The sequence below is a fragment of the Microbacter margulisiae genome (assembly GCF_014192515.1).
In the GTDB taxonomy this organism is placed as follows: Bacteria; Bacteroidota; Bacteroidia; order Bacteroidales; family Paludibacteraceae; genus Microbacter; species Microbacter margulisiae.
Map to the genome: position 1 here is coordinate 102,247 of NZ_JACHYB010000001.1, position 22,367 is coordinate 124,613.

At 41.6% G+C, this 22,367-nt stretch carries 23 protein-coding genes; 16 read left to right on the forward strand and 7 right to left on the reverse strand.

Going from position 1 to position 22,367, the window contains the following annotated elements:
• The first annotated feature begins 116 nt into the window (after positions 1-116).
• A complete protein-coding gene (locus FHX64_RS14370; protein ID WP_281370782.1) occupies positions 117-239 on the forward strand; it encodes a hypothetical protein in 123 nt (40 codons plus the stop codon).
• Here FHX64_RS14370 and FHX64_RS00420 read toward each other — a convergent pair whose 3' ends face one another.
• Positions 240-1,193, reverse strand: a complete 954-nt coding sequence (locus FHX64_RS00420; RefSeq protein ID WP_183411871.1) for an IS1595 family transposase — start codon at positions 1,191-1,193, stop codon at positions 240-242.
• Between the two features lie 155 nt (positions 1,194-1,348).
• Here FHX64_RS00420 and FHX64_RS00425 point away from each other — a divergent pair, with 155 nt between their 5' ends.
• From FHX64_RS00425 to FHX64_RS00465, 9 genes are all read left to right on the forward strand, one after another.
• Positions 1,349-1,588 carry a phage holin family protein gene (locus FHX64_RS00425; RefSeq protein ID WP_183411872.1) on the forward strand — a complete coding sequence of 80 codons (240 nt, stop codon included), beginning with the start codon at positions 1,349-1,351 and terminating at the stop codon, positions 1,586-1,588.
• The gene (locus FHX64_RS00430) at positions 1,585-2,106 is read left to right on the forward strand and encodes an O-acetyl-ADP-ribose deacetylase (protein WP_183411873.1); all 522 of its coding nucleotides are present in this window, start codon (positions 1,585-1,587) and stop codon (positions 2,104-2,106) included. The genes FHX64_RS00425 and FHX64_RS00430 overlap by 4 nt, the downstream gene beginning before the upstream one ends.
• A gap of 15 nt (positions 2,107-2,121) precedes the next feature.
• Positions 2,122-2,637 carry a GNAT family N-acetyltransferase gene (locus FHX64_RS00435; protein ID WP_183411874.1) on the forward strand — a complete coding sequence of 172 codons (516 nt, stop codon included), beginning with the start codon at positions 2,122-2,124 and terminating at the stop codon, positions 2,635-2,637.
• Positions 2,638-2,838: 201 nt separating this feature from the next.
• Complete coding sequence (locus FHX64_RS00440) at positions 2,839-2,985, forward strand: hypothetical protein (protein WP_183411875.1); 147 nt, start codon at positions 2,839-2,841, stop codon at positions 2,983-2,985.
• Positions 2,986-3,073: 88 nt separating this feature from the next.
• Positions 3,074-3,997: a DUF5060 domain-containing protein gene (locus FHX64_RS00445; RefSeq protein ID WP_183411876.1), complete on the forward strand. Its 924-nt coding sequence runs from the start codon at positions 3,074-3,076 to the stop codon at positions 3,995-3,997.
• A 12-nt stretch (positions 3,998-4,009) separates the two neighbouring features.
• Positions 4,010-4,399, forward strand: coding sequence for an ISAon1 family transposase N-terminal region protein (locus FHX64_RS00450; protein WP_183411864.1), 390 nt, complete (start codon positions 4,010-4,012; stop codon positions 4,397-4,399).
• Positions 4,400-4,409: 10 nt separating this feature from the next.
• Positions 4,410-5,357 carry an ISAon1 family transposase gene (locus FHX64_RS00455; protein ID WP_425487950.1) on the forward strand — a complete coding sequence of 316 codons (948 nt, stop codon included), beginning with the start codon at positions 4,410-4,412 and terminating at the stop codon, positions 5,355-5,357.
• 48 nt (positions 5,358-5,405) lie between these two features.
• The gene (locus FHX64_RS00460; protein WP_183411877.1) at positions 5,406-6,089 is read left to right on the forward strand and encodes a DUF5605 domain-containing protein; all 684 of its coding nucleotides are present in this window, start codon (positions 5,406-5,408) and stop codon (positions 6,087-6,089) included.
• A 319-nt stretch (positions 6,090-6,408) separates the two neighbouring features.
• Positions 6,409-6,738, forward strand: coding sequence for a carboxymuconolactone decarboxylase family protein (locus FHX64_RS00465; RefSeq protein WP_183411878.1), 330 nt, complete (start codon positions 6,409-6,411; stop codon positions 6,736-6,738).
• Between the two features lie 32 nt (positions 6,739-6,770).
• Here the strand turns inward: FHX64_RS00465 and FHX64_RS00470 are convergent, their stop codons facing one another.
• The 4 genes from FHX64_RS00470 to FHX64_RS00485 form a co-directional block, all read right to left on the reverse strand.
• Positions 6,771-7,640 (reverse strand): nucleoside phosphorylase, encoded by an 870-nt coding sequence (locus tag FHX64_RS00470; RefSeq protein WP_183411879.1) that lies wholly within the window; start codon positions 7,638-7,640, stop codon positions 6,771-6,773.
• 110 nt (positions 7,641-7,750) lie between these two features.
• On the reverse strand, positions 7,751-8,140 hold the full coding sequence (locus tag FHX64_RS00475) for a 2-amino-4-hydroxy-6-hydroxymethyldihydropteridine diphosphokinase (RefSeq protein WP_183411880.1): 390 nt from the start codon (positions 8,138-8,140) through the stop codon (positions 7,751-7,753).
• A 27-nt stretch (positions 8,141-8,167) separates the two neighbouring features.
• Entirely contained in the window at positions 8,168-9,376 is a 1,209-nt protein-coding gene (locus FHX64_RS00480) for an MFS transporter (RefSeq protein WP_183411881.1), read from the reverse strand.
• 139 nt (positions 9,377-9,515) lie between these two features.
• Complete coding sequence (locus FHX64_RS00485; protein ID WP_183411882.1) at positions 9,516-11,192, reverse strand: ArnT family glycosyltransferase; 1,677 nt, start codon at positions 11,190-11,192, stop codon at positions 9,516-9,518.
• Positions 11,193-11,457: 265 nt separating this feature from the next.
• Here FHX64_RS00485 and ffh point away from each other — a divergent pair, with 265 nt between their 5' ends.
• Both ffh and FHX64_RS00495 read left to right on the forward strand, forming a co-directional pair.
• The gene (ffh, locus tag FHX64_RS00490) at positions 11,458-12,768 is read left to right on the forward strand and encodes a signal recognition particle protein (protein WP_183411883.1); all 1,311 of its coding nucleotides are present in this window, start codon (positions 11,458-11,460) and stop codon (positions 12,766-12,768) included.
• Between the two features lie 156 nt (positions 12,769-12,924).
• Positions 12,925-15,903 carry a PEP/pyruvate-binding domain-containing protein gene (locus tag FHX64_RS00495; RefSeq protein ID WP_183411884.1) on the forward strand — a complete coding sequence of 993 codons (2,979 nt, stop codon included), beginning with the start codon at positions 12,925-12,927 and terminating at the stop codon, positions 15,901-15,903.
• Here the strand turns inward: FHX64_RS00495 and ybeY are convergent.
• Entirely contained in the window at positions 15,890-16,306 is a 417-nt protein-coding gene (gene ybeY, locus FHX64_RS00500) for an rRNA maturation RNase YbeY (RefSeq protein ID WP_183411885.1), read from the reverse strand. The genes FHX64_RS00495 and ybeY overlap by 14 nt on opposite strands.
• A gap of 2 nt (positions 16,307-16,308) precedes the next feature.
• Positions 16,309-16,932 (reverse strand): 16S rRNA (guanine(527)-N(7))-methyltransferase RsmG, encoded by a 624-nt coding sequence (gene rsmG / locus FHX64_RS00505; protein WP_221202107.1) that lies wholly within the window; start codon positions 16,930-16,932, stop codon positions 16,309-16,311.
• A gap of 128 nt (positions 16,933-17,060) precedes the next feature.
• Between rsmG and hisB the strand changes: the two genes are divergently transcribed.
• The 4 genes from hisB (at position 17,061) to FHX64_RS00525 (ending at position 22,327) form a co-directional block, all read left to right on the forward strand.
• Positions 17,061-18,188: a bifunctional histidinol-phosphatase/imidazoleglycerol-phosphate dehydratase HisB gene (hisB, locus tag FHX64_RS00510; RefSeq protein ID WP_183411886.1), complete on the forward strand. Its 1,128-nt coding sequence runs from the start codon at positions 17,061-17,063 to the stop codon at positions 18,186-18,188.
• 275 nt (positions 18,189-18,463) lie between these two features.
• Positions 18,464-18,955 (forward strand): hypothetical protein, encoded by a 492-nt coding sequence (locus FHX64_RS00515; RefSeq protein WP_183411887.1) that lies wholly within the window; start codon positions 18,464-18,466, stop codon positions 18,953-18,955.
• 332 nt (positions 18,956-19,287) lie between these two features.
• Positions 19,288-19,722, forward strand: a complete 435-nt coding sequence (locus FHX64_RS00520) for a BT0820 family HAD-type phosphatase (RefSeq protein WP_183411888.1) — start codon at positions 19,288-19,290, stop codon at positions 19,720-19,722.
• A gap of 175 nt (positions 19,723-19,897) precedes the next feature.
• Positions 19,898-22,327, forward strand: a complete 2,430-nt coding sequence (locus FHX64_RS00525) for a TonB-dependent receptor (protein ID WP_183411889.1) — start codon at positions 19,898-19,900, stop codon at positions 22,325-22,327.
• The last annotated feature ends 40 nt before the right edge of the window (positions 22,328-22,367 follow it).

Here is a 22,367-nt window from a genome sequence, read left to right on the forward strand (position 1 = left end):
CCTGCTGATAATCACCGGAAAAATATATACATTTGCAGGGAAACAGAAAAAGGCAGACAGGAATAACTGTTTGTGATGTCTGTTGTTAAACCACTATTAACCATAGGAATAAGCCTATGAAAACAAGTGAGAAATGGAGAAGAATTCTCTTTGTTGTGGGTATCATAGCGTTGTTTTTTGGTGCTGTTGATCCGTTAGAAGGTTCAGTGGTGATTGTTGCAGGGAGTTTATTTATATGATTATCCGCAAAGCGACCTGTTATAAATTCTGGATTTGAAATCGGTATTGTAATTTGCAGCGGCAAACACTAATCTATCGAACATCTTTTCCCCGAAATATCTTCGGTTGAACTTATAGCAGAACTCATTGAGATAATATTGTAAATACTCTTTTTTAAGCTGGTGGTGCATATCAAGTAGTAAACGTTTCACGTTTGCAATACTGATATGAACCCATGGAAGTATCTTCTGAAGGTCTTCTGGTTCAATAACCTGAGCCTTTTGAGACTCCACAGCTTGATGTAGCTTAAAAAATGTTTTTGAATCATCGGTGGTTAATTCCGCCTTTGAATCAATTTGTTCTTTGACAATTTCAACGGCAGTGTCAGCTCTTAAATCAGGCACTACCTGCATTTTAATGTGGTTTATCTTTTTGGGCTTTTTACCCGGTTTTGGATTTTCAACCACAATGCTTTCTGTCATTACAAGGACTTTAGACTTATTCTGACTGCCTGCACCACGTTTTAAGTTCTGTTGCTTACAGTCATCACTTATCAGAGTGGTAATAAAAGCATTGTCAAGTTCTATTTGTCCCGAAAGCTGATATTCATTGTCGCGTTTACCCATTATGTCGCTCAATTTCTTGTGCATTTCCCAAATGGGTTGATAGCGTTTATGTCCCAGTTGCCGTTGCAACTCGGAAGCCGAAAAAGATTTTTTGGTACTGGTCAAAAGGTGCATGGCAACATACCAGTAACGAAAAGGGAGTTTAGAAAATTCTAATACTGTACCCCTTCGTATGGACTGGCGATGATGACAATGCGTACACTCGTAACGTAGCTTGTTTTTAAGCCAAATATGTTTTGTGCTGCCGCATTTTGGACAAACAATACCGATTTGATCCCGTTGCGCCTTAAAATGCGCAATACAGGATTCCTCATCGGGAAAATTTAGAATGAAATTCAAGAGATTCATAGCGTGTATTTTTACTGTTGAATACGCTGTAAATATAATGTATTTCAATGAATTATACAAATATATTGAGAACTTTTTATTACAAACTCAACCGTAATTCTGGCCTCTTTTTCTACAGGTCGCTTTGCGGATAATCATTTTTATTTATAACCCTTGTGCTTTATCTGCAACATGAACCTCAATGGCGATGCTATCTGATCGCTTTTCTAATGATTGTGTTTGGTGTCGTATTCCTCTTTGTCTTATCATGGATGGGTGGATTTGGTGGTAAGTCAACCCTTTCCTGGTGGTGGGGAACCCTTATCCTTCCTTATCCGTTAGGTTGGCTATTGATGATCATTCTTCTTGTCAGAAAAGGATATAAACAATTGAAAAAACAGTCTTCATCAAAATGATACAGGTTCTTTATGGCGACATCACCAAAGTTGCCGTAGATGCTGTTGTGAATGCTGCAAACAACTCTTTGCTGGGTGGTGGCGGTGTTGACGGGGCGATTCATCGCGCAGGAGGTCAAGCTATTATAGATGAATGCATCCTGATTCGTCAGAAGCAGGGTGGGTGTGAGACAGGCCATGCGGTTGTTACAACAGCAGGCAATCTTTCCGCCAGATATGTTATTCATACGGTAGGTCCTGTATGGCGGGGTGGATGGGAAGACGAAGCTCAACTCCTGAAGAATGCCTATACCAGTTGCCTGGATATTGCGCTGGAGAAAGGCGTCCGTTCCATTGCTTTCCCGAATATCAGTACAGGAGTTTACCATTTCCCAAAAGATGAGGCTGCACATATTGCAATCCATACGGTGATTGACTACCTTAATGCAAAGAACGTCTCGCTTGATGTCTGGTTCGTCTGCTTTGACAATGAAAATTATTCGATTTACAAGCGGTTACTAACTGAAGTGGGGCAATGATTCAATTAATATAGAATGACTGAGAACAAAGCAATTCGATATGAAAAGGGAAAGCTGGAAGAATTGCCGGTCATATTCGATCTGTTTACGCAGGCAATCCGGGAGATGCTCTCTAGCAAAATCTACCAATGGGATGAAATTTACCCTGCGATGGATGTCCTAACAACAGATTTACAAAACGGAGAACTCTATGTTGGGAAGATTGAAGGAGCTATTGCCGTGGTGTTCGTAGTAAACCAGGAATATGACGAAGAATACAATAACGGAAAGTGGAATGATACAGGAGGCGGCTTTAGGATAGTGCACCGGTTGTGTGTTCATCCGGCTTATCAGCATCAGGGTTTGGCGCGAAGGACGATGGAATATATCGAACAGACATTACACAAGCAAGAGATTACTTCCATCCGGTTGGATGCTTTTTCGGAGAATCCTTTTGCACTACGCCTTTACAATTCGTTGGATTATAAGAAAGTGGGTCTGGCAAAATGGAGGAAAGGTGTGTTTTATTTAATGGAGAAAATGATACGATAATATCTTGCCTGATTTTTGCAAGACAGGAAACGTTTGGCAACAAAAAAGGCAAAACATAAGGATAAGTTTCATCCGTTTTTTTGTAAATAACTCCTGTGGTAGTGGAAATTTTATTTATCTTTGTATAGTTTCAAAAGGGTCAGAACATTCATTACCCATGCTTCTTTTCATAGGCAGAACCCAATTTATTTCACTGTCATTATGATGGTAAAAACTCCTCTCATTGTTTTTCTGAACGATATACATTATTATTATGCTACAACCGATGGTTACTGGCAAGCCCCAACATCGCCGGGATATCCGGTTACAAACGGAATAAGAAGAAGATTATTAATCGTTCCTGTATAAAACGACCCAGAACGTTATTATTGCTTTCGTAGATGCTTATTTTAGCCAGTCACATACATGCTTCGGGAAGGAAATAAAAAATAAACATATGAGAAATATCCTTGGAAGTGTTATTTTTTTGTTGATTCCGGTTTTGACATTTGCACAATCGCCAACAAACAGTGTTGAAAAATGGGGAATGTATGAAGTAACACTGAAAGGCCCCAGTGCTGGTAACCCGTTTGTCAACATAGAGCTAAGTGCTGTTTTTACAAATGGTAAAGAAAGTTTCCAACCTGAAGGATTTTATGATGGCAACGGAATATTCAAAATCAGGTTTATGCCGGATAAGGTGGGTGTATGGACATACAAAACCATCAGCAACAGGGAAGAGTTAAATGGCAAAACAGGCAGCTTTGTTTGTACACCGGCATTACCTGATGATCATGGACCGGTACAGGTGCGGGATCAATATCAGTTTGAATACCGCGATGGGACTCCCTATTATCCATTTGGCACTACGATTTATGAATGGATTTTCCAGTCTAAAGAAATGAGAGAAGAAACACTGGCAACATTGAAATCATCCCCGTTCAACAAAGTTCGTTTTTTACTGATTCCGCCGTATAACGAAAAATATTTATCCGGCCCTCTAAAAATAAAGAATTTTCCCTTTGAAGGAACATCCATAGAAGATTTTGATTTCTCCCGTTTTAACGTGGCTTATTTTCATCATTTTGAAAGATGTCTGCAACAGCTTGAGAATCTCGGTATTCAAGCAGATGTTATCCTTTTTCGCCCTTATGATGGACCGAAGTGGGGCTTTGACAGAATGAGCATGGCAACAAATGCCCGTTTTGTTCATTATGTTGTGGCCCGGTTAGCAGCTTACCGGAACGTGTGGTGGAGCATGGCAAATGAAAACAGTTTCATGCATCATATTACCGAGAGCGATTGGGACAGGCTGTTTCAAATTGTAGCCAAAGAAGATCCTGGATCAATCGGAAAAGTTGTGTTAGAGGATAAAAAATGATAATTTTGTTTCATGGAAAAAGAGACAGAATTAAAGTCAGCGGAACATCAGTTGTTGGAGTTAATATTGCCAGAAGGGATTCTGGAGTATTTTGAAATAAAATCAGTTAGGAACATTGGGATAGGTTATGCGGTTTATCTTGAAGAAAAGCCTGATATTCCTTCAGAGTATGCAGGAGAACCTCTTCGTTGTCATGGCTTTCATCAGGAACAAACCATACATGATTTTCCAATACGAGGAAAGGTATTTGATTTGAAGATTAAGTGTCGAAGGTGGTTGAATGCCAATACAAACCAAGTGGTTAGCCGAAATTGGGAACTTACGGCAAAAGGAACGCGATTTACACAGGAATTCGCGGCTTTTTTAAAAGAATTACCTGGATACTCATCCCATAAGTGCTAAATCCCTTGCAGTGCATTATTATCTGGATGGCAAGCAGTTGCAAGAGCAATACAAGGACTATCTGAGTGATTATCATCAGTGGGATCAAAAATCTCATGCTCACCAATGGCTGCTTTATCCGGATAATGTAGGCCGCTTCTTAAGTATAGATGAAACCAGCTTGTCTAACGGAGAACTATATACTATTGTCACCAACAAAGCGGCAAAAGGAGGTAAAGGAACCATTGTGGCTATGGTTCGGGGAACTAAGGCAGAGGATATTGTCGCGGTTCTCAACAAGCTGCCAAAGCGTGTCAGGTGGAAAGTCCGGGAAGTTACCATGGATATGGCAGCCAATATGGAATACGTGATCAAAATTTGCTTTCCCCAAGCCAGTAGAGTGACCGACAGGTTTCATGTTCAACAGTTGGCTTATGATGCCGTTCAGGAGCTCAGAATTAAACATCGTTGGAATGCACTGGACAGGGAAACGATCGATATGGCATTAGCGAAAGCCTGCGGAAGGAAATACAATCCACCGGTTCTGGCAAACGGAGACACTCTCAAGCAACTACTGGCGCGTAGCAGATATTTGTTGTTTAAGAAACCCACAGCATGGACATATTCTCAGAAAACAAGAGCTGAAATTCTTTTTGAACTGTATCCTGACCTAAAGAAAGCATATCATTTTTCCTTGCAATTGGGGGCTATTTACCATCAAACAAAAGACAAAGGAGTAGCTTTTGCTAAACTGGCACAGTGGTATGATAGGGTTGATAACTCAGGTATTTTGTCATTTGGAAGCATCACCAGAACCATTCAATCACATTATTTGACGATCCTGAATTATTTTAATCACAGAAGTACAAATGCTTCTGCAGAATCATTCAATGCCAAAATCAAAGCTTTTAGGGCATCTTTCAGAGGCGTGAGAGATGTGAATTTTTTCCTTTTCAGACTAACAAAAATTTATGCTTAATCAACAAAAACACAACTTTCCCGATTGATCCAAGATCCTTACCACCATATGCTTTCCATCCATAATGCCGATATCCTTTATGACTACTCCAAGCCTTGGGTGACACATGTCAGCCTGCAATATTACAATGCAGTGCGTGCGTTTGGTGCCGCAGCCATCTTTCGGGATATTTATCGCAAGCCGGTGATATTTGACGAGATTAACTATGAAGGCAATATCTCAAAACGATGGGGACAGTTATCGGGCAAAGAAATGACCTATCGCTTCTGGATGGCGATTATTGGAGGAACATATGCTACGCATGGAGAAACAATTGTGGATTCTACCGGCACCAGCTGGACATCTGACGGAGGAGTATTGCGTGGAGAAAGTCCATCCCGGATTGGTTTCTTGCGGAAAATCGTCGAGTCAGGCCCCAGGGAAGGCCTTGAACCGATAGATCACTATTATACCAGAAATGTGGTAGGGCAATATGGGCAATATTATTTGTATTATTTCGGGAAAAGGAAACTCAAGGAGTGGCATTTCGAACTGCCGGCGAAGGATCTGACAGACGGAATGAAGTTCAAAGTGGAATTAATTGATACCTGGAACATGACCATTACACCGGTGAATAGAGTTTTTGAGGTTAAAAAGCTCAATCATTACACTTTCATTGATAAGGAAAACCGATCAGTGACATTCCCGGGTAAACCCTATATGGCTATGCGGATTACAGCGGTAATCAAATAACTGAATAACTGAGTAACTGATAAAACAACAGGAAGTTAAAGAAGATACGGGAAGAACCAGCAGCATTGCCAACAGATTTCTTCTTGATTCTTGGCTCTTGATTTTGGTTCTCAACTTTACACCTTAAACTTTTAACCGTAGTTCTCTGTAGACTTTAGACTCTTGGTTCTTTTACCCGCTCCTTCAGTTCTTAGCCAACTCGTTGGAAGAGTATATCCCCGATGACGGGACGCGAATTGAATGGGAGCCAAAATGGCTGTAATTTGAGCTATAACAATGATCGATAAAATGATTGTCTAACTTATTAACAACAAACAAAATGAATCCACTTGACGTTTTTCAGCAAGAAGCGCCTGAAGTAGCAAAAGCATTTGACGGGCTAATTGAAGCATTGAAAGAAACTTCCGGATTGGATGCCAAAACCAAGCAATTGATTTATATCGGCATCAAAGCTGCTGCAGGAGATACGACGGCTATCTATTTCCATGTGCAAATGGCAAAGAACCTGGGAGCTACAAGGGAAGAAATCCGGGATACGGTTTTAATTACCTTGTCGGTTTGCGGACTCAAAGGAGTTGCCACTTGCCTTCCCACTGCCATGGAGGCATATGACAAAGCAACCTCATCTTCGCAGAATATATTCTTTTGACATCCCTTCGATGAAAGAGTAGGGAATGGATATTAAATGCGTTCCAATACTTTTTCGACTAATGTTTGGATCGCTTCTTTATAGTTGACGAAAGCATCGTGTACCCGTCGGTTGGCAATAATGCAACAGACGGTTAATGCTTTGTGTCCCATTAATCTTGAGAGTCCTGCAATAGCTGACCCTTCCATCTCGTAGTTGGTGATTTTGAAACGGTCGTAACGGAAAGCTTCCACTTTATCATTGAGGGAAGGATGAGCCAGCGACAGACGCAATTCGCGCCCCTGTGGACCATAGAATCCGTTGGCAGATATGGTAACACCTTTTACCATATCATCTTGTCCGATACGTTCAACCAGTTCCGGGTCATTATCGATGACATAGGGAGCGCACCATTGATGGTTCCATTCGACTTGGGCAGTAAAGGCTTTTTCAAATGCCAGGTCACACACGGCATCCCGGTTGGCATAGAAGTTCAGCACTCCATCAAAGCCAATTGATTTTTCCGACATCACAAAGGTTCCGGGTTTTAACTCGGGTTGTACAGCTCCTGATGTTCCAATCCGGACAAATGTCAACTGACGAAATTCAGGTTTTTCCGTACGTGTTTCCAAATCGATATTTGCCAGCGCATCCAGTTCGTTGACAACAATATCGATATTATCCGTACCAATTCCGGTACCTACTACGGTTAGCCTCTTTCCTTTGTATTTTCCGGTTGCGGTGTGAAATTCACGATTAGAGACTTTGCATTCAATTTCATCGAAATAGGAAGCGATCATTTCCACGCGGTCAGGATCTCCCACTAAAATGACTTTGTCGGCCAGAAATTCGGGCTTGAGATGCAGATGGAATATGGAACCGTCATTGTTGATCAGAAGTTCGGAAGGCGGAAAAGTTTTCATAAGCGTATATAATTAATGAACATTCATTCTGTCTGAGTTGACTCTGACAGGACGTTCAGGGCTGCAAATGTACAATAATGTTGCTAACATTGTAACGCTATTGCCTGCATTCAAGGGCATTTTTTCTCCCGAAGCTGATCAATGGCTTTCCGTACAAATGGGAAACGATCGTAATCGCGATGAATGATAGTGTTATTAAAAATAATGATATCCAGATCAATAGGTACAATACCCATTGCTTTCATGGCAGGCAGGCGCCCGGTCTGTAGTTCTAATTTTTTGAGCAAAGCAGAGACTGATGCAAGTGGGAAATCAGACGTAAAGCGTCCGGCTCCATTGTAAAAAGGACTTTGGTAGTGGCTTCCGATGGCTTCGGTTTGCTCGAAGGCAGAAAAGCAGACCTCCTTAAATGCTTTTATCAGGAGTGCTTTTACAGTCTCAATATGCTGCAACGGTTCGTGATTTGAACTGATGGAAATGATATATTCATTGGCATCCATAATCCAAAGTATTTTACAGGCGTTTGATTATTTTGGTGCCTTCCTGATGTTGGTTTTAATGTTGGGTAGGAAGACGGCAAACATCCCCAGCAAAGGCAGGAAGCTACAAATTTCGTACACCGTATTAATACTGAATGCATCGGCGACATTTCCCAACACAGCTGCTCCCAGTCCACCCATGCCAAAAGAGAATCCATAGAAAAGCCCTGACATCATACCAAATTTACCGGGAATTAGTTCCTGCGCAAAAACCAGAATTGCCGGAAATGCCGAAGCCAGAATCAATCCGATCAGAATGGTCAGGATGCCTGTCCAAAAAAGACTGTTTATGTGAGGAAGTATTAAGGTGAACGGAGCTACTCCTACAATCGAAAACCAGATGATACGTTTTCTGCCAATACGATCACCTAACGGACCACCTATCAGTGTGCCGAGGGCGAATGAAGCCAAAAAGAGGAAAAGCATATACTGGGCATGTTGTGTGTCGATATGAAACTTCTGAATCAAATAGAACATGTAAAAAGTATTCAGACTGCTCAGATAGAAGTTTTTAGAGAAAACCAGTACTAACAGAATGATAACTGTTAGAATGATTTTCCGGCGTGAATAGTGTTCGTCTTTTGGTGTTTCATGCTGGCTTTTCTGAAAATGAGATATCCGTCCGCGATACCAGAAGCTGACTTGTAACAGCACGATCATTGCAAGAAACGCCATCGGAGAAAACCAGCTTACACTTTTAAGATGATGGGGAATGACGATCCATGCGGCAAGCAGAGGCCCAATGGCGGCACCGGAGTTACCACCGACCTGAAAGATAGATTGCGCCAGTCCGAAGCGTCCCCCTGATGCGATACGGGCAACACGTGCTGCTTCGGGATGGAAAATAGATGAACCCATGCCTACTGTCATTGCAGCCAGCAAGAGAAACGGATAGCTTGGAGCCCATGCCAACAGCAGGATTCCTGCGAGCGTGCATGTCATACCAAAAACCAAAGAAAAAGGTTTTGGATGTTTGTCCGTATAGATACCTACCAGCGGTTGTAACATAGATGCCGTGAGCTGATAGGCGAGAGTAATCATACCAACCTGTGCGAAGTTGAGATCGAAATTACTTTTCAACATGGGATATACAGCCAGAATCAATGACTGCATCATGTCATTCAGAAAATGGGAAAAACTGGTGGATATTAATATGTTATACGTCGGTCTGACAACAGAATCGAGTTTTTTCTTCATGGGTTTTTATCCAAATATCGTTTTGTTTTTAAGCCCGCAAAGGTACAATCTGGTTTGCCATTGTAGCATTTCCGGTAAATCTGTTTTACTTTTTTATTGTCATTTGCGTAAATTCTGAAAAATATTTTCAGTCAGCTTGTTAGTAATAATGAGAAGGAATCGTATCTGAATCATCAGAGATGAAAATCAGATAGCGTTTGTCAATCGCTTTAGGGCGGGTGGCAATATTCAGGAATGTTTTGGTTAGCCGTGTAATATGGAAGTGATCCCACGAATCCAGTTCTGTACAGGTATAGCCTTTGTGCTCAAGCCTGATGATGAATGCTGTGTCAGCATAGCATAACATCGGGATGGCAATCTGTGGCTTTTTCAGATCAGGCAGTGAATCATGCAGTGACGTTACAGTGCCATGACAGTAGAATTCCAGTAAATTGGCTTCCTGATTGGTGTAAACCGGATATTCGTTGAGGTTTTGATTAATATAAGTTGCAGCGTTTGCTCCCGATTGATAGGTCATCAAACTGGGATAGAATACGAGGTTCATGAACAACATGAAAAAAATAGTGGCATTCAGCGATTGATATATAAATTGGTATGTTCGTTTGCTTTCTGCCAACCAGAAATAAAGCACCGAAAAGACGACCCCAATAAATATGAAAGCCGTTATCCACCAATATACCGGACGAAAATAGATCAGCAACAGCGTAATGACAATGACGTACAAGCCAATATAGATGCTTTGCGAAATGGTGAAAAAGGAGACAAAACGAGGATTATTTTTGTTTGTCAGGATGAAATCGGCAACGATAATGGCCAAAAACGGCATTAAAATGTTGGTGTAATATGGCAATTGAAACCGTGATATGGAAAATATCACAAACATAACCAAGAAGCCGAAAATTGTTACATACTCGAGCAATGGACGTTTTTTGAAGATATACCCGATGCCTTTCCCTACGCCTGCATAGGCCAATAATGCCCATGGGGCAAAAGCCCACAAAAGTGTATGGAAGAAAAAGAAGATATCTCCTTGCCCTTTAATAGGGCCGGTGTCTAAGAACCTCCCAAACTGGCTTCCCCATAAGAAGAATTTAATACCCGATACATGTGTTCGCCCGAAAACCACTTTTTCGGGATGCATATCAAATTGTGTGTATAAAGCATATAATTCGGGAGTAATGAAGAGAAGCGTCAGTACAAACACTAAAAGCCATTTAAAAGAAAAAAGCCGTTGATACTCCTTTTTCCACAACAGATGTCCGAATACAGCCGAATATAAAATAATCAACACAAAAATTCCTTTTGTCATAATGGCTGCCGCGCTTAACACAGCGCCCAGCAGAAGGTGTTTGAGTTTGAATTTTTCACTTAGGCGAAACAGGTGGTAAACGCTCCCTATGACGAATGTGGTCAACATAGCTTCAGCCCGCGTGTCATTGTTCGAAACAACGATGTGAACGGAAGACGCGAGTATCAATACGGAGAGGAATGCCGTTTCTTTACTGTAAAACCGCTTTGCCAGCAGGTATGTGTATAGCAGGGCAATAAAGAAAATCAATACAGAGGGCAATTTGTATGCAAATCCGCTAATCCCGAGCAGTTGCATGGAAGCGGCACAGATCCAGAAGGGCATGTGGGGTTTGTCCAGCCAGTCTCTCCCGTTGAGATACATATTCCAATAATTGTGTGAAGTCACCATTGTTTTCGAAATCAGGGCGTAGAGGGAAGAGTCGCCTGTGAAAAGGGTGTCGAAAAGCCCTGTCATGTTGACAGCCAGCAACACAAAAAGAAAAAATAGAAATGTCTTTGTTTTCATCCAACAATCTTTTTTTATCAGAAAAAGGGATCTAGAGGTATAGATTCGAAAAAGCGTTATTTTCGCAACGTTATCTTCCGATTTGTCCCGTATGGTGATTGAGCTGACAAAGTTACATTTTTCCTTCGATGTTCACTATCAGGTGAGCAAAAGAGGGTGACTCTTTCTATTGCATAGGTTCGTGATAAATCGTAACTTTGCACTTTCATTCAAGAATCGTGTGAACGTTTCATTTTAATTGTATTATTCATAACTCATTATCTGTATGTTTGAAAATCTCAGCGATAGACTCGAAAGGTCATTTAAAATCTTAAAAGGACAGGGTACCATCACCGAAATTAACGTGGCCGAAACGTTGAAGGAGATTCGTAAGGCGTTGATTGAAGCTGACGTTAACTACAAAGTGGCAAAAACATTTACCGATGACGTTAAGAAGAAAGCGTTGGGACAGAATGTGCTTACTTCATTGCAGCCCGGACAGTTGATGGTAAAGATTGTACATGACGAACTGGCCCAGTTGATGGGAGGCTCAAGCGTTGATATCAATCTGAAAGGTTCACCGGCTGTTATTTTGATGTCTGGATTACAAGGCTCCGGTAAGACAACTTTTTCCGGGAAACTGGCAAACTTATTGAAATCAAAACGTGGAAAGAACCCTTTGCTGGTTGCCTGCGACATTTATCGTCCGGCTGCTATTGAGCAGTTGAAAGTGATCGGTGGACAGATTAATGTCCCTGTTTACGCGGAAGAAGGAAATATGAATGCGGTTCAGATAGCCCAGCATGCCGTCAAATTTGCAAAACAAAATAATCATGACCTGGTGATCATCGATACCGCGGGACGTTTGGCGATTGACGAACAGATGATGAACGAGATTGCCAATATCAAAGCTGCCATTCAACCTCAGGAAATATTGTTCGTCGTTGATTCCATGACGGGCCAGGATGCAGTGAACACCGCTAAAGAGTTTAACGAACGTCTGAATTTCGACGGCGTTATTCTTACCAAACTGGATGGTGATACCCGTGGCGGGGCAGCGCTTTCCATTCGCTCAGTAGTGACAAAGCCTATTAAATTTGTAGGAACGGGTGAAAAAATGGATGCTTTGGATACCTTCTATCCTGAACGTATGGCCGATCGTATTTTGGGAATGGGGGATATCGTTTCGTTTGTAGAACGCGCCCAGGAGATGTACGATGAGGAAGAGAGCCGTCGTTTGAGCAAGAAGCTGGCAAAAAACCAATTTGATTTTAATGATTTCCTTTCGCAATTGCAACAGATTAAGAAGATGGGAAACCTCAAAGATATTGCATCCATGATTCCAGGTGTTGGTAAGGCCCTGAAGGATGTCGAACTGGATGATAATGTATTTAAATCCACAGAATCTATCATTTATTCCATGACGCCTTATGAGCGGGAAAGGCCGGATAGTCTTAACGGTAGCCGGCGTCAGCGCATTGCCAGGGGAAGCGGCACTTCCATTCAGGAAGTCAATCGATTGCTGAAACAATTTGATGATATGAGGAAAATGATGAAAATGGTTTCTCAAAATAAAATGCCGGGACGTAAAAAATAGCTTGCTCACGGATTTTTTTGAAAATCTTTTCAAGTGCTTTTTGTGCCAATATGCGGATTAATAATTGTTTCACAGCGATGATTATCGGCATATTGGCATTTTTTATAGAAAAAGATTGATTGGGATGAGTTGCTGTGATACACAATATCTGAACATATGAAAAACGTCAACATCAAAAAGCTTTATTTTAAAGATACTTCGTTTGCCGATTTGATGAACAAACGGATTTATAATATTCTGCTTATTGCCAGTGCATATGATTCTTTTATGCTGGAGGAAGATGGGCGGGTTGATGAACAGATTTTTAATGAGTATGTGTCGCTTGATTTGCGCTATCCTCCTCGCATTACATTGGTAAACAACGAGGAAGATGCATTTCGTATGTTGAAGGAGCGTTCTTTTGAATTGATTATTTCCATGCCGGCGGGTGAACATAGCGATACGTTTGATATTGCCAAGCGTATTAAGGAGTTATGCCCTCAAATTCCTATTATCGTGCTTACCCCTTTTTCGCGGGGTGTTTCGCGACGTTTTGCCCATGAGGATCTGAGCGCTATTGATTATGTGTTTAGTTGGTTGGGCAACGCTGATCTTTTACTGGCTATTATTAAGCTGATTGAGGATCGTATGAATGTGGAATACGATGTTGCGAAAGTGGGCGTTCAGGTTATTTTATTTGTAGAAGACTCGGTCCGTTTTTACTCATCAATGTTGCCGATTCTGTATAAGCTCGTTTTCAAACAATCGCGCTCCTTTATGACAGAGGCGCTTAACGAACATGAGCAGATGTTGCGGATGCGTGGCCGTCCGAAGATTGTTTTAGCGCGTTCGTATGAGGAAGCCATGAAACTCTATCGTCAGTATAAAAACCATTTGCTGGGTGTAATTACGGATGTCAGCTTTAACCGGTCAGGCGTAAAAAACAAATATGCCGGTATCAGTTTATGTGAAGACATGCGGCTGGAAGATCCGCATATCCCGATTATCATGCAATCTTCGGATGGAGACAATGCTGAATATGCGGAACAATTCGGGGCTGTTTTCCTGAATAAAGGATCTAAAACGTTGCATAGGGAACTTGAAGATGCAGTGATAGAAAGTTTTGGGTTTGGCGATTTTGTTTTCAAGGATCCCCATACAGGACAGGAAGTAAAGCGGATTACGATGCTCAAAGAGTTGCAGGAATCCATTTTCACTATTCCCGATGATTCGCTCTATTATCATGTGTCGCGCAATCATATTTCCCGGTGGCTTTATTCCCGTGCTATGTTTCCGTTGGCGGAATTTCTGAAACGGATTTCGATAGAGCCGGGAGATAACCTGCAGGATGTACGGAGAATTATTTTTGAAGCCATTGTCGACTATCGTCGTATTAAGAACAGAGGTGTGGTGGCTTTGTTTGAACGCGATCGTTTTGATGAATATTCCAAATTTGCCCGCATTGGCGAAGGTTCGATGGGGGGCAAGGGCAGGGGCCTTGCGTTTCTGGATGCTATGGTGAAACGCACCATTGAAGATGATGATTTCCCTGATGCATCAATCACTGTGCCACGTACGGTGGTGTTGTGTACCGATTTGTTTTCAGATTTTATGGCAAAGAATAACCTGTACGAAATAGCGTTGCAGGATTTGCCTGATGATGAAATTCTGGATCATTTTCTTAAAGCGCAACTTTCTAACGATGTAATGGAAGATATCCAGGCATTTCTTGCATCCATTTCCGGGCCGGTGGCGATACGTTCTTCAAGTTTATTGGAAGATTCACATTACCAGCCGTTTGCCGGGATATATGCAACCTATATGGTGCCTCATTCCCCTGAAAACCAGTCGTTGACTCTTCTGGCAGTACGTGATGCCATTAAAGCCGTATATGCATCGGTATTTTATCGTGATAGCAAGGCTTACCTGAAATCGACACGCAACGTGATTGATGAGGAAAAAATGGCTATTGTGATGCAGGAAGTCTGCGGAACTTCATATGGTTCCAGATTTTATCCTTCATTTTCGGGCGTAGCCCGTTCATTAAACTTTTATCCTATTGGGCATGAGAAGGCTGAAGAAGGGGTGGCGCATGTGGGTTTAGGATTAGGAAAATACATAGTGGAAGGAGGCATGAATTTGCGTTTTTCTCCTGCGCATCCAAAAAGTGTACTTCAAACCAGTACGCTGCAAATGACGTTACATGAAACCCAGACATTCTTTTATGCTCTTGATTTGCACTCAGCTTCCTTTACGCCACAAGTTGATGACGGATTCAATCTGTTGAAACTGAAAATTAAAGATGCTGAAGAAGATGGTTCGTTGCTGTATCTTGCTTCAACGTACGATCCACAGGCGGAGACTCTTTATGATGGCGTTTATCCGGGAGGTCGCAAGGTCATTACGTTTGCCAATATTTTGAAACATGACGTTTTCCCGCTGGCTCCTATTCTGAAACGGATCTTACAAACCGGCCAGCGTGAGATGGGACGAGCCATTGAAATAGAGTTTGCTGTAAATTTACATCCCAAACCGACATTTTATTTATTACAGATTCGGCCGATTGTTGATTCCAACGAATGGGTGGACGAAGATATTACGAATGTAGCTGATGAGGAAACGTTAGTGAATTGTTACAAAGCTCTCGGTCAGGGTGTCGTAAATGATGTCCATGATGTGGTGTATGTGAAACCGCAGGATTTTGATGCCGAGCATAATCCATTAATTGTCGGTGAAATTGATGAAATAAACAGGCGATTGCTGTCGGATGATAAAGGCTATGTGCTGGTCGGGCCGGGACGCTGGGGCTCCAATGATCCATGGCTGGGAATTCCTGTGAAATGGCCCCAGATATCGGCTGCCCGTGTTATTGTGGAGTCAGGACTGCATCACTATCGGGTTGATCCGAGCCAGGGAACCCATTTCTTTCAAAACCTTACATCGTTTGGTGTAGGCTATTTTACTGTGAATCCTTATATGAACGATGGATTTGTCGATTTCGATTTTTTAGACAAGCAGAAAGCGGTGGAAGAGACCCAATTCATTCGTCATGTTCGTTTTGAATGTCCTGTGGTTATAAAAATGGATGGTCGCAAAAACCGGGGTGTTGTGTTGAATCCTGAATGTAAGCATTCCGGATCAATTAAAAATCAATGAGCTGTAGGGCCTTGTTTTCTTCTGTTGTCATAAGCTCTTGATCTTTATCCGTTTGATCATCAATGCCACAAAGGTGTAGTATGCCGTGAATCATGACACGGTAAAGTTCCTGTTGAACAGGTGTGTTATATTCTTTTGCGTTGGACGCCACTGTGTCAAGGCTAATGAAAAGGTCACCGTTCAAGATTTGCCCATCGGATGAATCAAAAGTGATGATGTCGGTATAGTAGTCGTGGTGTAAATATTGCCGGTTGATAGTGATGATTTTTTCATCATTGCAGAACAGATAAGAGATGTCGCCGATCTTTTTTCCGTGGTTCGCTGCAACCCTTTTGATCCATGCCGTGACTTTGCGACGGAGAAATACGGGACTTGATATGTCTTCGGAAAGATATTGAATCATAGCTACAGGGGGAGATAAACAATTTTTTTTGTGTCAAAAAATGGCTCGTCAAAATAGTCAGATAGTTTATAGACAGATGCTTTATGTTTAAATGGAGCAACTTCGGCGCCAACTTCACCTCCTTTTAAAGTGATTAACCCGTTGGGGAGCGCATTGTGTTGTTGTTGTGCAATATTTTTTCTGACAATCTTTGCCAGATCCCCAAGAGGCATGACAGCACGGCTTACCACAAAGTCATATTTTCCTGATTCTTCTTCTCCGCGTTCGTGCCTGAACGTAATGTTTTTCAGGCCAATCGCATTGGCAATCTCCGTGGCAACATGAATCTTTTTCCCGATGGAATCAATCAGACAGAAATGAACCTGAGGCAATACAATGGCCAGCGGAATTCCGGGCAAACCACCTCCGGTACCGAAATCGAGCACTTTGGTTCCATCTTTGAAATGCAATACCTTGTCGATGGCTAATGAGTGCAGGATGTGGCGTTCATACAGATTGTCAATGTCTTTTCGTGAGATGACATTGATCTTACTGTTCCAGTCGGTATATAAGTCGCCCAATGCAGCAAACTGATCTTCCTGCGTAGTTGTTAACGTTGGGAAATAGTGTCGGAGGAGGTCAATCATACTTCGATTAAAATGAGCTACAAATGTACACATAAATTTGTACCTTTGCGCCGGTGTATTCAATTTCTGTTAACATTAAGAAAGGTAAATACATCGTATGTAATGTAGAATTATTGAATATTTTTTGGATGACCCCATTACTGTTTATCGATCGCGATGGCACCATATTGGTTGAACCTCCTGTTACGTATCAAGTTGACCGGTTGGATTTACTTGAGTTTTATCCTAAAGTGATCCGTAACCTGTATTTGATCCGTACAAAGAGTGATTTTCGTTTCGTTATGGTAAGCAATCAGGATGGATTGGGAACCGACGCCTATCCGCAGGCTGCCTTTGATTTGGTGCAGCAGAAAATGTTGCAATGTCTTTCCAATGAAGGAATCGGGTTTGACGCCATTCACATTGATCCATCGTTGCCTGAGGAAAACTCACCGAACCGGAAGCCACGTACGGGAATGCTTCAGGAATATATGACCGGCGATTATGATTTGTCTGCTTCGTATGTTATCGGCGATCGTATCACCGATGTGCAGATGGCCCGCAATATAGGTTGTAAGGCGATTTTGTTGCAGGAACCTGAAAGCGCTTTGCCGTTATTGAAAGCAGAACAATTGGATGAATTTTGCGTTTTATGCACAACTGATTGGGATCGGATTTCCTCTTTGTTACTGGCCGGTCAGCGTGTAGCCGAAATTAGCCGTCAAACCAGGGAAACGGATATTTCCATCCGTTTGAATCTGGATGGGTCGGGCAAAACAGAAATTTCGACGGGATTGGGTTTCTTTGATCATATGTTGGAACAAATCGGAAAACATGCCGGCGTTGATCTTACGATTCGTGTAAAGGGAGATTTGGAAGTAGACGAACATCATACGATTGAGGATACGGCGTTGGCCCTGGGAGAAGCTTTTGCCAAGGCTTTGGGAGACAAACGGGGCGTTGAGCGTTATGGTTTTTGTTTACCGATGGATGACTCCTTATGTCAGGTTGCCATTGATTTCGGAGGTCGTCCCTGGTTGGTTTGGAAAGCTGAGTTTAAGCGTGAAAAGATAGGGGAGATGCCTACCGAAATGTTTTTCCATTTTTTCAAGTCCCTGAGTGATGCTGCCAAAATGAACCTGAATATTCAGGCTGAAGGTGACAACGAACATCATAAGATTGAGGGTATTTTCAAAGCGTTTGCGCGTGCCGTCAAGATGGCTATCCGCCGTGATATTTTCAGTCAGGAATTGCCTTCAACGAAAGGAATGCTATAGAGGAATCTGAGAGGTAGAAGTTAGAGAAAATGAGAAGATAACAACCTCAAAGTAGTGTAGTAGTTGGTAGGTAGTAGATAGTAGGAATCTGAGAATCAACATACAGCGGTTAGCGATAAATGGTAAATAGTTAATAAGCGCCTGTCTTTAGCCTTTAGGCTATTGGTTCTTGCCTTTAGACTTGTTGTTGCCTTTCAACTTTAGACTCTTGGCCTGTTTTGCTATTCCGTTTCTAAGATTACATCTCAAAACTTGTACAAGAAAATTATAAGTATATGGATTTTTGGATAAAGGAAATTTTTCGTGTAACGAAACGTTTTTACTATGTGAGTTATCTTGTCGGACTCGTGTCTTTATTGAGTGGATTTGCTCTTTCCCGGTATTATTGCTTTGATCGGATGGATCCGGTTTTCATACAGATACAGTCAATGGATATCATACTATTGCTTGGAAGTTTGCCTGGCATTTTATGGTTGTTTCATAAGAAGACGAAAGAATTGGGGGGACTGCCGACCATGGAGCAACGCACGCAACGTTATCTTCGCTGGTCGTTGATTCGTCTTATTGTGATAGATTTTAATTTGGTAATCAATATATTATTGCTATTCCTGTTGCGCGATATTTCCTATCTGTTTGCTACGGCGATTGTGATGGTTATGTTGATTTTATCCCGGCCTATTGTTCAGAAGCTGAAAGAGGAGTTAGGCTTAGTGAAAGAAACCGAGATTTTACCATCCGAAGATCAGGATGGGCAAGGAGAAGATTGAAACAGAGAAGGAAACTTTGTCCATAGTTAGCAGACAGAATCCAATAACTGAATGACCGAATAACAGAATGACTGAGTGATTGAATACCAAAACAGCAAAAAGTTAAAGAAAGATGAGAAGTTAACATCTGCAACGTAGTTAGTAGACAATAGATGGAAATAACAGAATAACTGAAAACTCAAATAGCAAAGGTTGAGTAGCCTCCAATTGAAACTAGAGGCTATTGGAAAATATTTTTTTATTGTCCTTAACTTCAGCACTCTTCAACTTCTATAACTTTATACAATTATCTACTCCTTAAACAAGTGATTATATAAATATTTGAACAATATATGATTATAGCGGTTGATTTTGACGGAACAATTGTTGAACATGCCTATCCTAAAATTGGGAAAGAAATTCCTTTTGCTATTGATGTTTTAAAGAGATTACAACGGGAAGAATATCATCAGTTAATTTTATGGTCAGTACGTGAAGGAACGCTGTTGGATGAGGCTGTTGCTTTTTGCCGTTCGCGCGGGCTTGAATTTTATGCTGTCAATAGCAATTATCCAGAAGAAGATCACAGAGAAGGAACAGCCCCCCGGAAGTTGGCTGCGGATATGTTTATTGATGATCGCAACCTGGGAGGTTTGCCTGATTGGGGTATTATTTACCGGATGATCAAATTTGGGGAAACCCGTGAAGAGGCTGCCGATAGTGCAAGTACGGAATATAGGAAGAAAAAGAAACGTAATTTGTTAAATCGTATTGGTAACAGGTTGTAAAATAACAGGATAATGCAACAGCAGAAAGATGGAAATCTCCAAGTAGATAGTAGTGTAGTAGAAATCTGTTGAATCTATGCCAATAGATTTTTAGACTTTAGACCTTTGACCTGTTGTTGCGCTTGGTTCTTTTACTCAATCCTTTAATCTGTGTTTTACATAATTTCCGAATATAATGAGAAAAATCGCATTATGGGTGCTATTGGTGTTGCTGTGTGTTCCGGCGATGGCACAACATCGGATGCGTCTTTTCGGTTATGTCACAGATGCTGCTCACCGGCCTGTTGAATTGGCAACAGTCTATCTGCAGGGCACATTGGTTTCCACATCAACTTCTGCAAAAGGATTTTATGAACTAAACTTTTCTGCGAACGATACGGTAACATTGATTGTTACTTGTGTCGGATATGTGCCTGTAAAACAGAAGATTCCTGTTAGCCCAGCAGCCCAATTAAATGTTATTTTGTCATCTTCGGTTCATTCGCTGAAAGATGTGGAAGTGATGGGACATCGCATCCAGACTACTACCTTTGAAACGCTGGATGCCAGGCAGGTACGTTTGTTACCTGATGCTTCGGGTGGAAATGTAGAATCGTTGATTGCGACATTGCCCGGCGTACATTCTAATAATGAGTTGAGTACCCAATATTCTGTACGTGGCGGAAGCTATGACGAAAACAGTGTTTATGTCAATGGTATCGAGATCTATCGTCCGTTGTTAATCCGGGCAGGCCAACAGGAAGGGTTAAGTTTTATAAATCCCGATATGGTGGATAAAGTGGACTTCTCCGCCGGAGGCTTTGCTCCTAAATATGGGGATAAAATGTCTTCAGCCTTGTCGATTACGTATAAACGGCCAACTTCTTTTGAAGGAGCAGTTTCCGCCAGTTTGCTGGGAGCTTCGGCTTATGTGGGTTCTTCCGGGAAAAAGTACACGGAACTGCAAGGCATCCGCTATAAGACTAATGCTTATTTGTTAGGCACTTTACCAACAAAAGGTCATTACAATCCTTCATTCTTTGACTACCAGACCTATGAAACGTATCAATTGACTTCAAAAATAGATCTCTCTTTTTTAGGTAATTTGTCACAGAACAAATACCAGTTTTTCCCATTGGAACAGGAAACTTCGTTTGGGACATTGCAAACGCCGTTGCAATTGCAAGCCTATTTTGACGGACAGGAAAAAGATTTATTTACAACAAAATTCGGAGCCATTACTTTCTCGTATCATCCTGTTCCGGCTTTGACCCTGAGATTGCTTGCTTCAGCTTTTAATACAAATGAATCTGAAACATATGACATTATGGGGCAATACTGGCTTTACTCCTTAACCACGGACGGAACCGGCAAAACGGTGCCTGACGCAACATTGGGAGTTGGCACATACCTTCGGCATGCCCGTGATTACCTGAATGCTACGGTTGCCAATGTCAGTCAAAACGGTTCTTATGAGTTTGGCCATCATTTGATTGAATGGGGGCTTGGAATTCAACATGAGTCAATTACCAATCAGATGAAGGAATGGAATTATAAGGATTCTGCGGGTTACTCTTTGCCATATAATTCATCCTACATTCAATTATATGATAACCTGTCTGCCGATTTGTCTCTTTATTCCACACGTTTTCTGAGTTATTTGCAGGATACGTATAAATATCGCAACAATGCTGGATTATGGGCTTTTACCGGTGGTTTTCGTTCTGATTACTGGAGTTATAATCACGAATGGTTGATCAGCCCCAGACTGTCTGTTGCCTTTGCTCCTCAATCCAGTAACTTTGTATTTCGATTTGCTACCGGAGTTTACTATCAGGCTCCCTTCTTTAAAGAAGTGCGTGATACTTCTACCGCTTTGAATGGGAATACGACAGCTCAACTCGATCCTCATATAAAAGCGCAACGTTCATTGCATTTTGTTTTGGGTGGCGATTATCATTTTATGCAATGGGGGCGACCGTTTAAGTTTACGGCAGAGTGTTATTATAAGCCCGAAGATCAGGTGATTCCATATGTTGTTGACAATGTAAATATTACTTATTTTGGAGGAAATACGGCTAAAGCTTATGCTGCTGGAATTGACATGCGATTGTTTGGAGAATTTGTTCCTGGCACCGATTCATGGATCAGTCTTTCATTGATGCAATCAAAAGAAAAATTGTTAAAAGGAACGGATAGCTATGGAAATCCCATTTATACGTCTTATATTGCAAGACCTAACGATCAGCGTTACAGTGTTTCAATGTTCTTTCAGGATTTTGTCCCTTCATATCCGCGTATTAAAGTCAATTTGAAGGTCATTTGGGCGGACGGATTACCGGTTTCTCCACCACATAATCCATATGTAGCCCCGTTCAGGACACCTCCTTATCAACGCGTTGATATCGGTGCCGCTTATGCTTTGATTGATAAAGACCATCGTCCGGATGCTGCCGTCTGGCATTTTATTAAAGACGCCTGGATTAATCTGGATGTGTTCAATTTGTTAGATATTTACAATGTAAATTCCTATTTTTGGGTGAATGATATCTATAACCGGCAATATCCGGTTCCGAATTATTTAACGGGACGATTGTTGAATATACGCTTTTCAGTAGACTTTTGATGAGTAGTAATTAATTATAAACGAAGAATATAAATCTTTT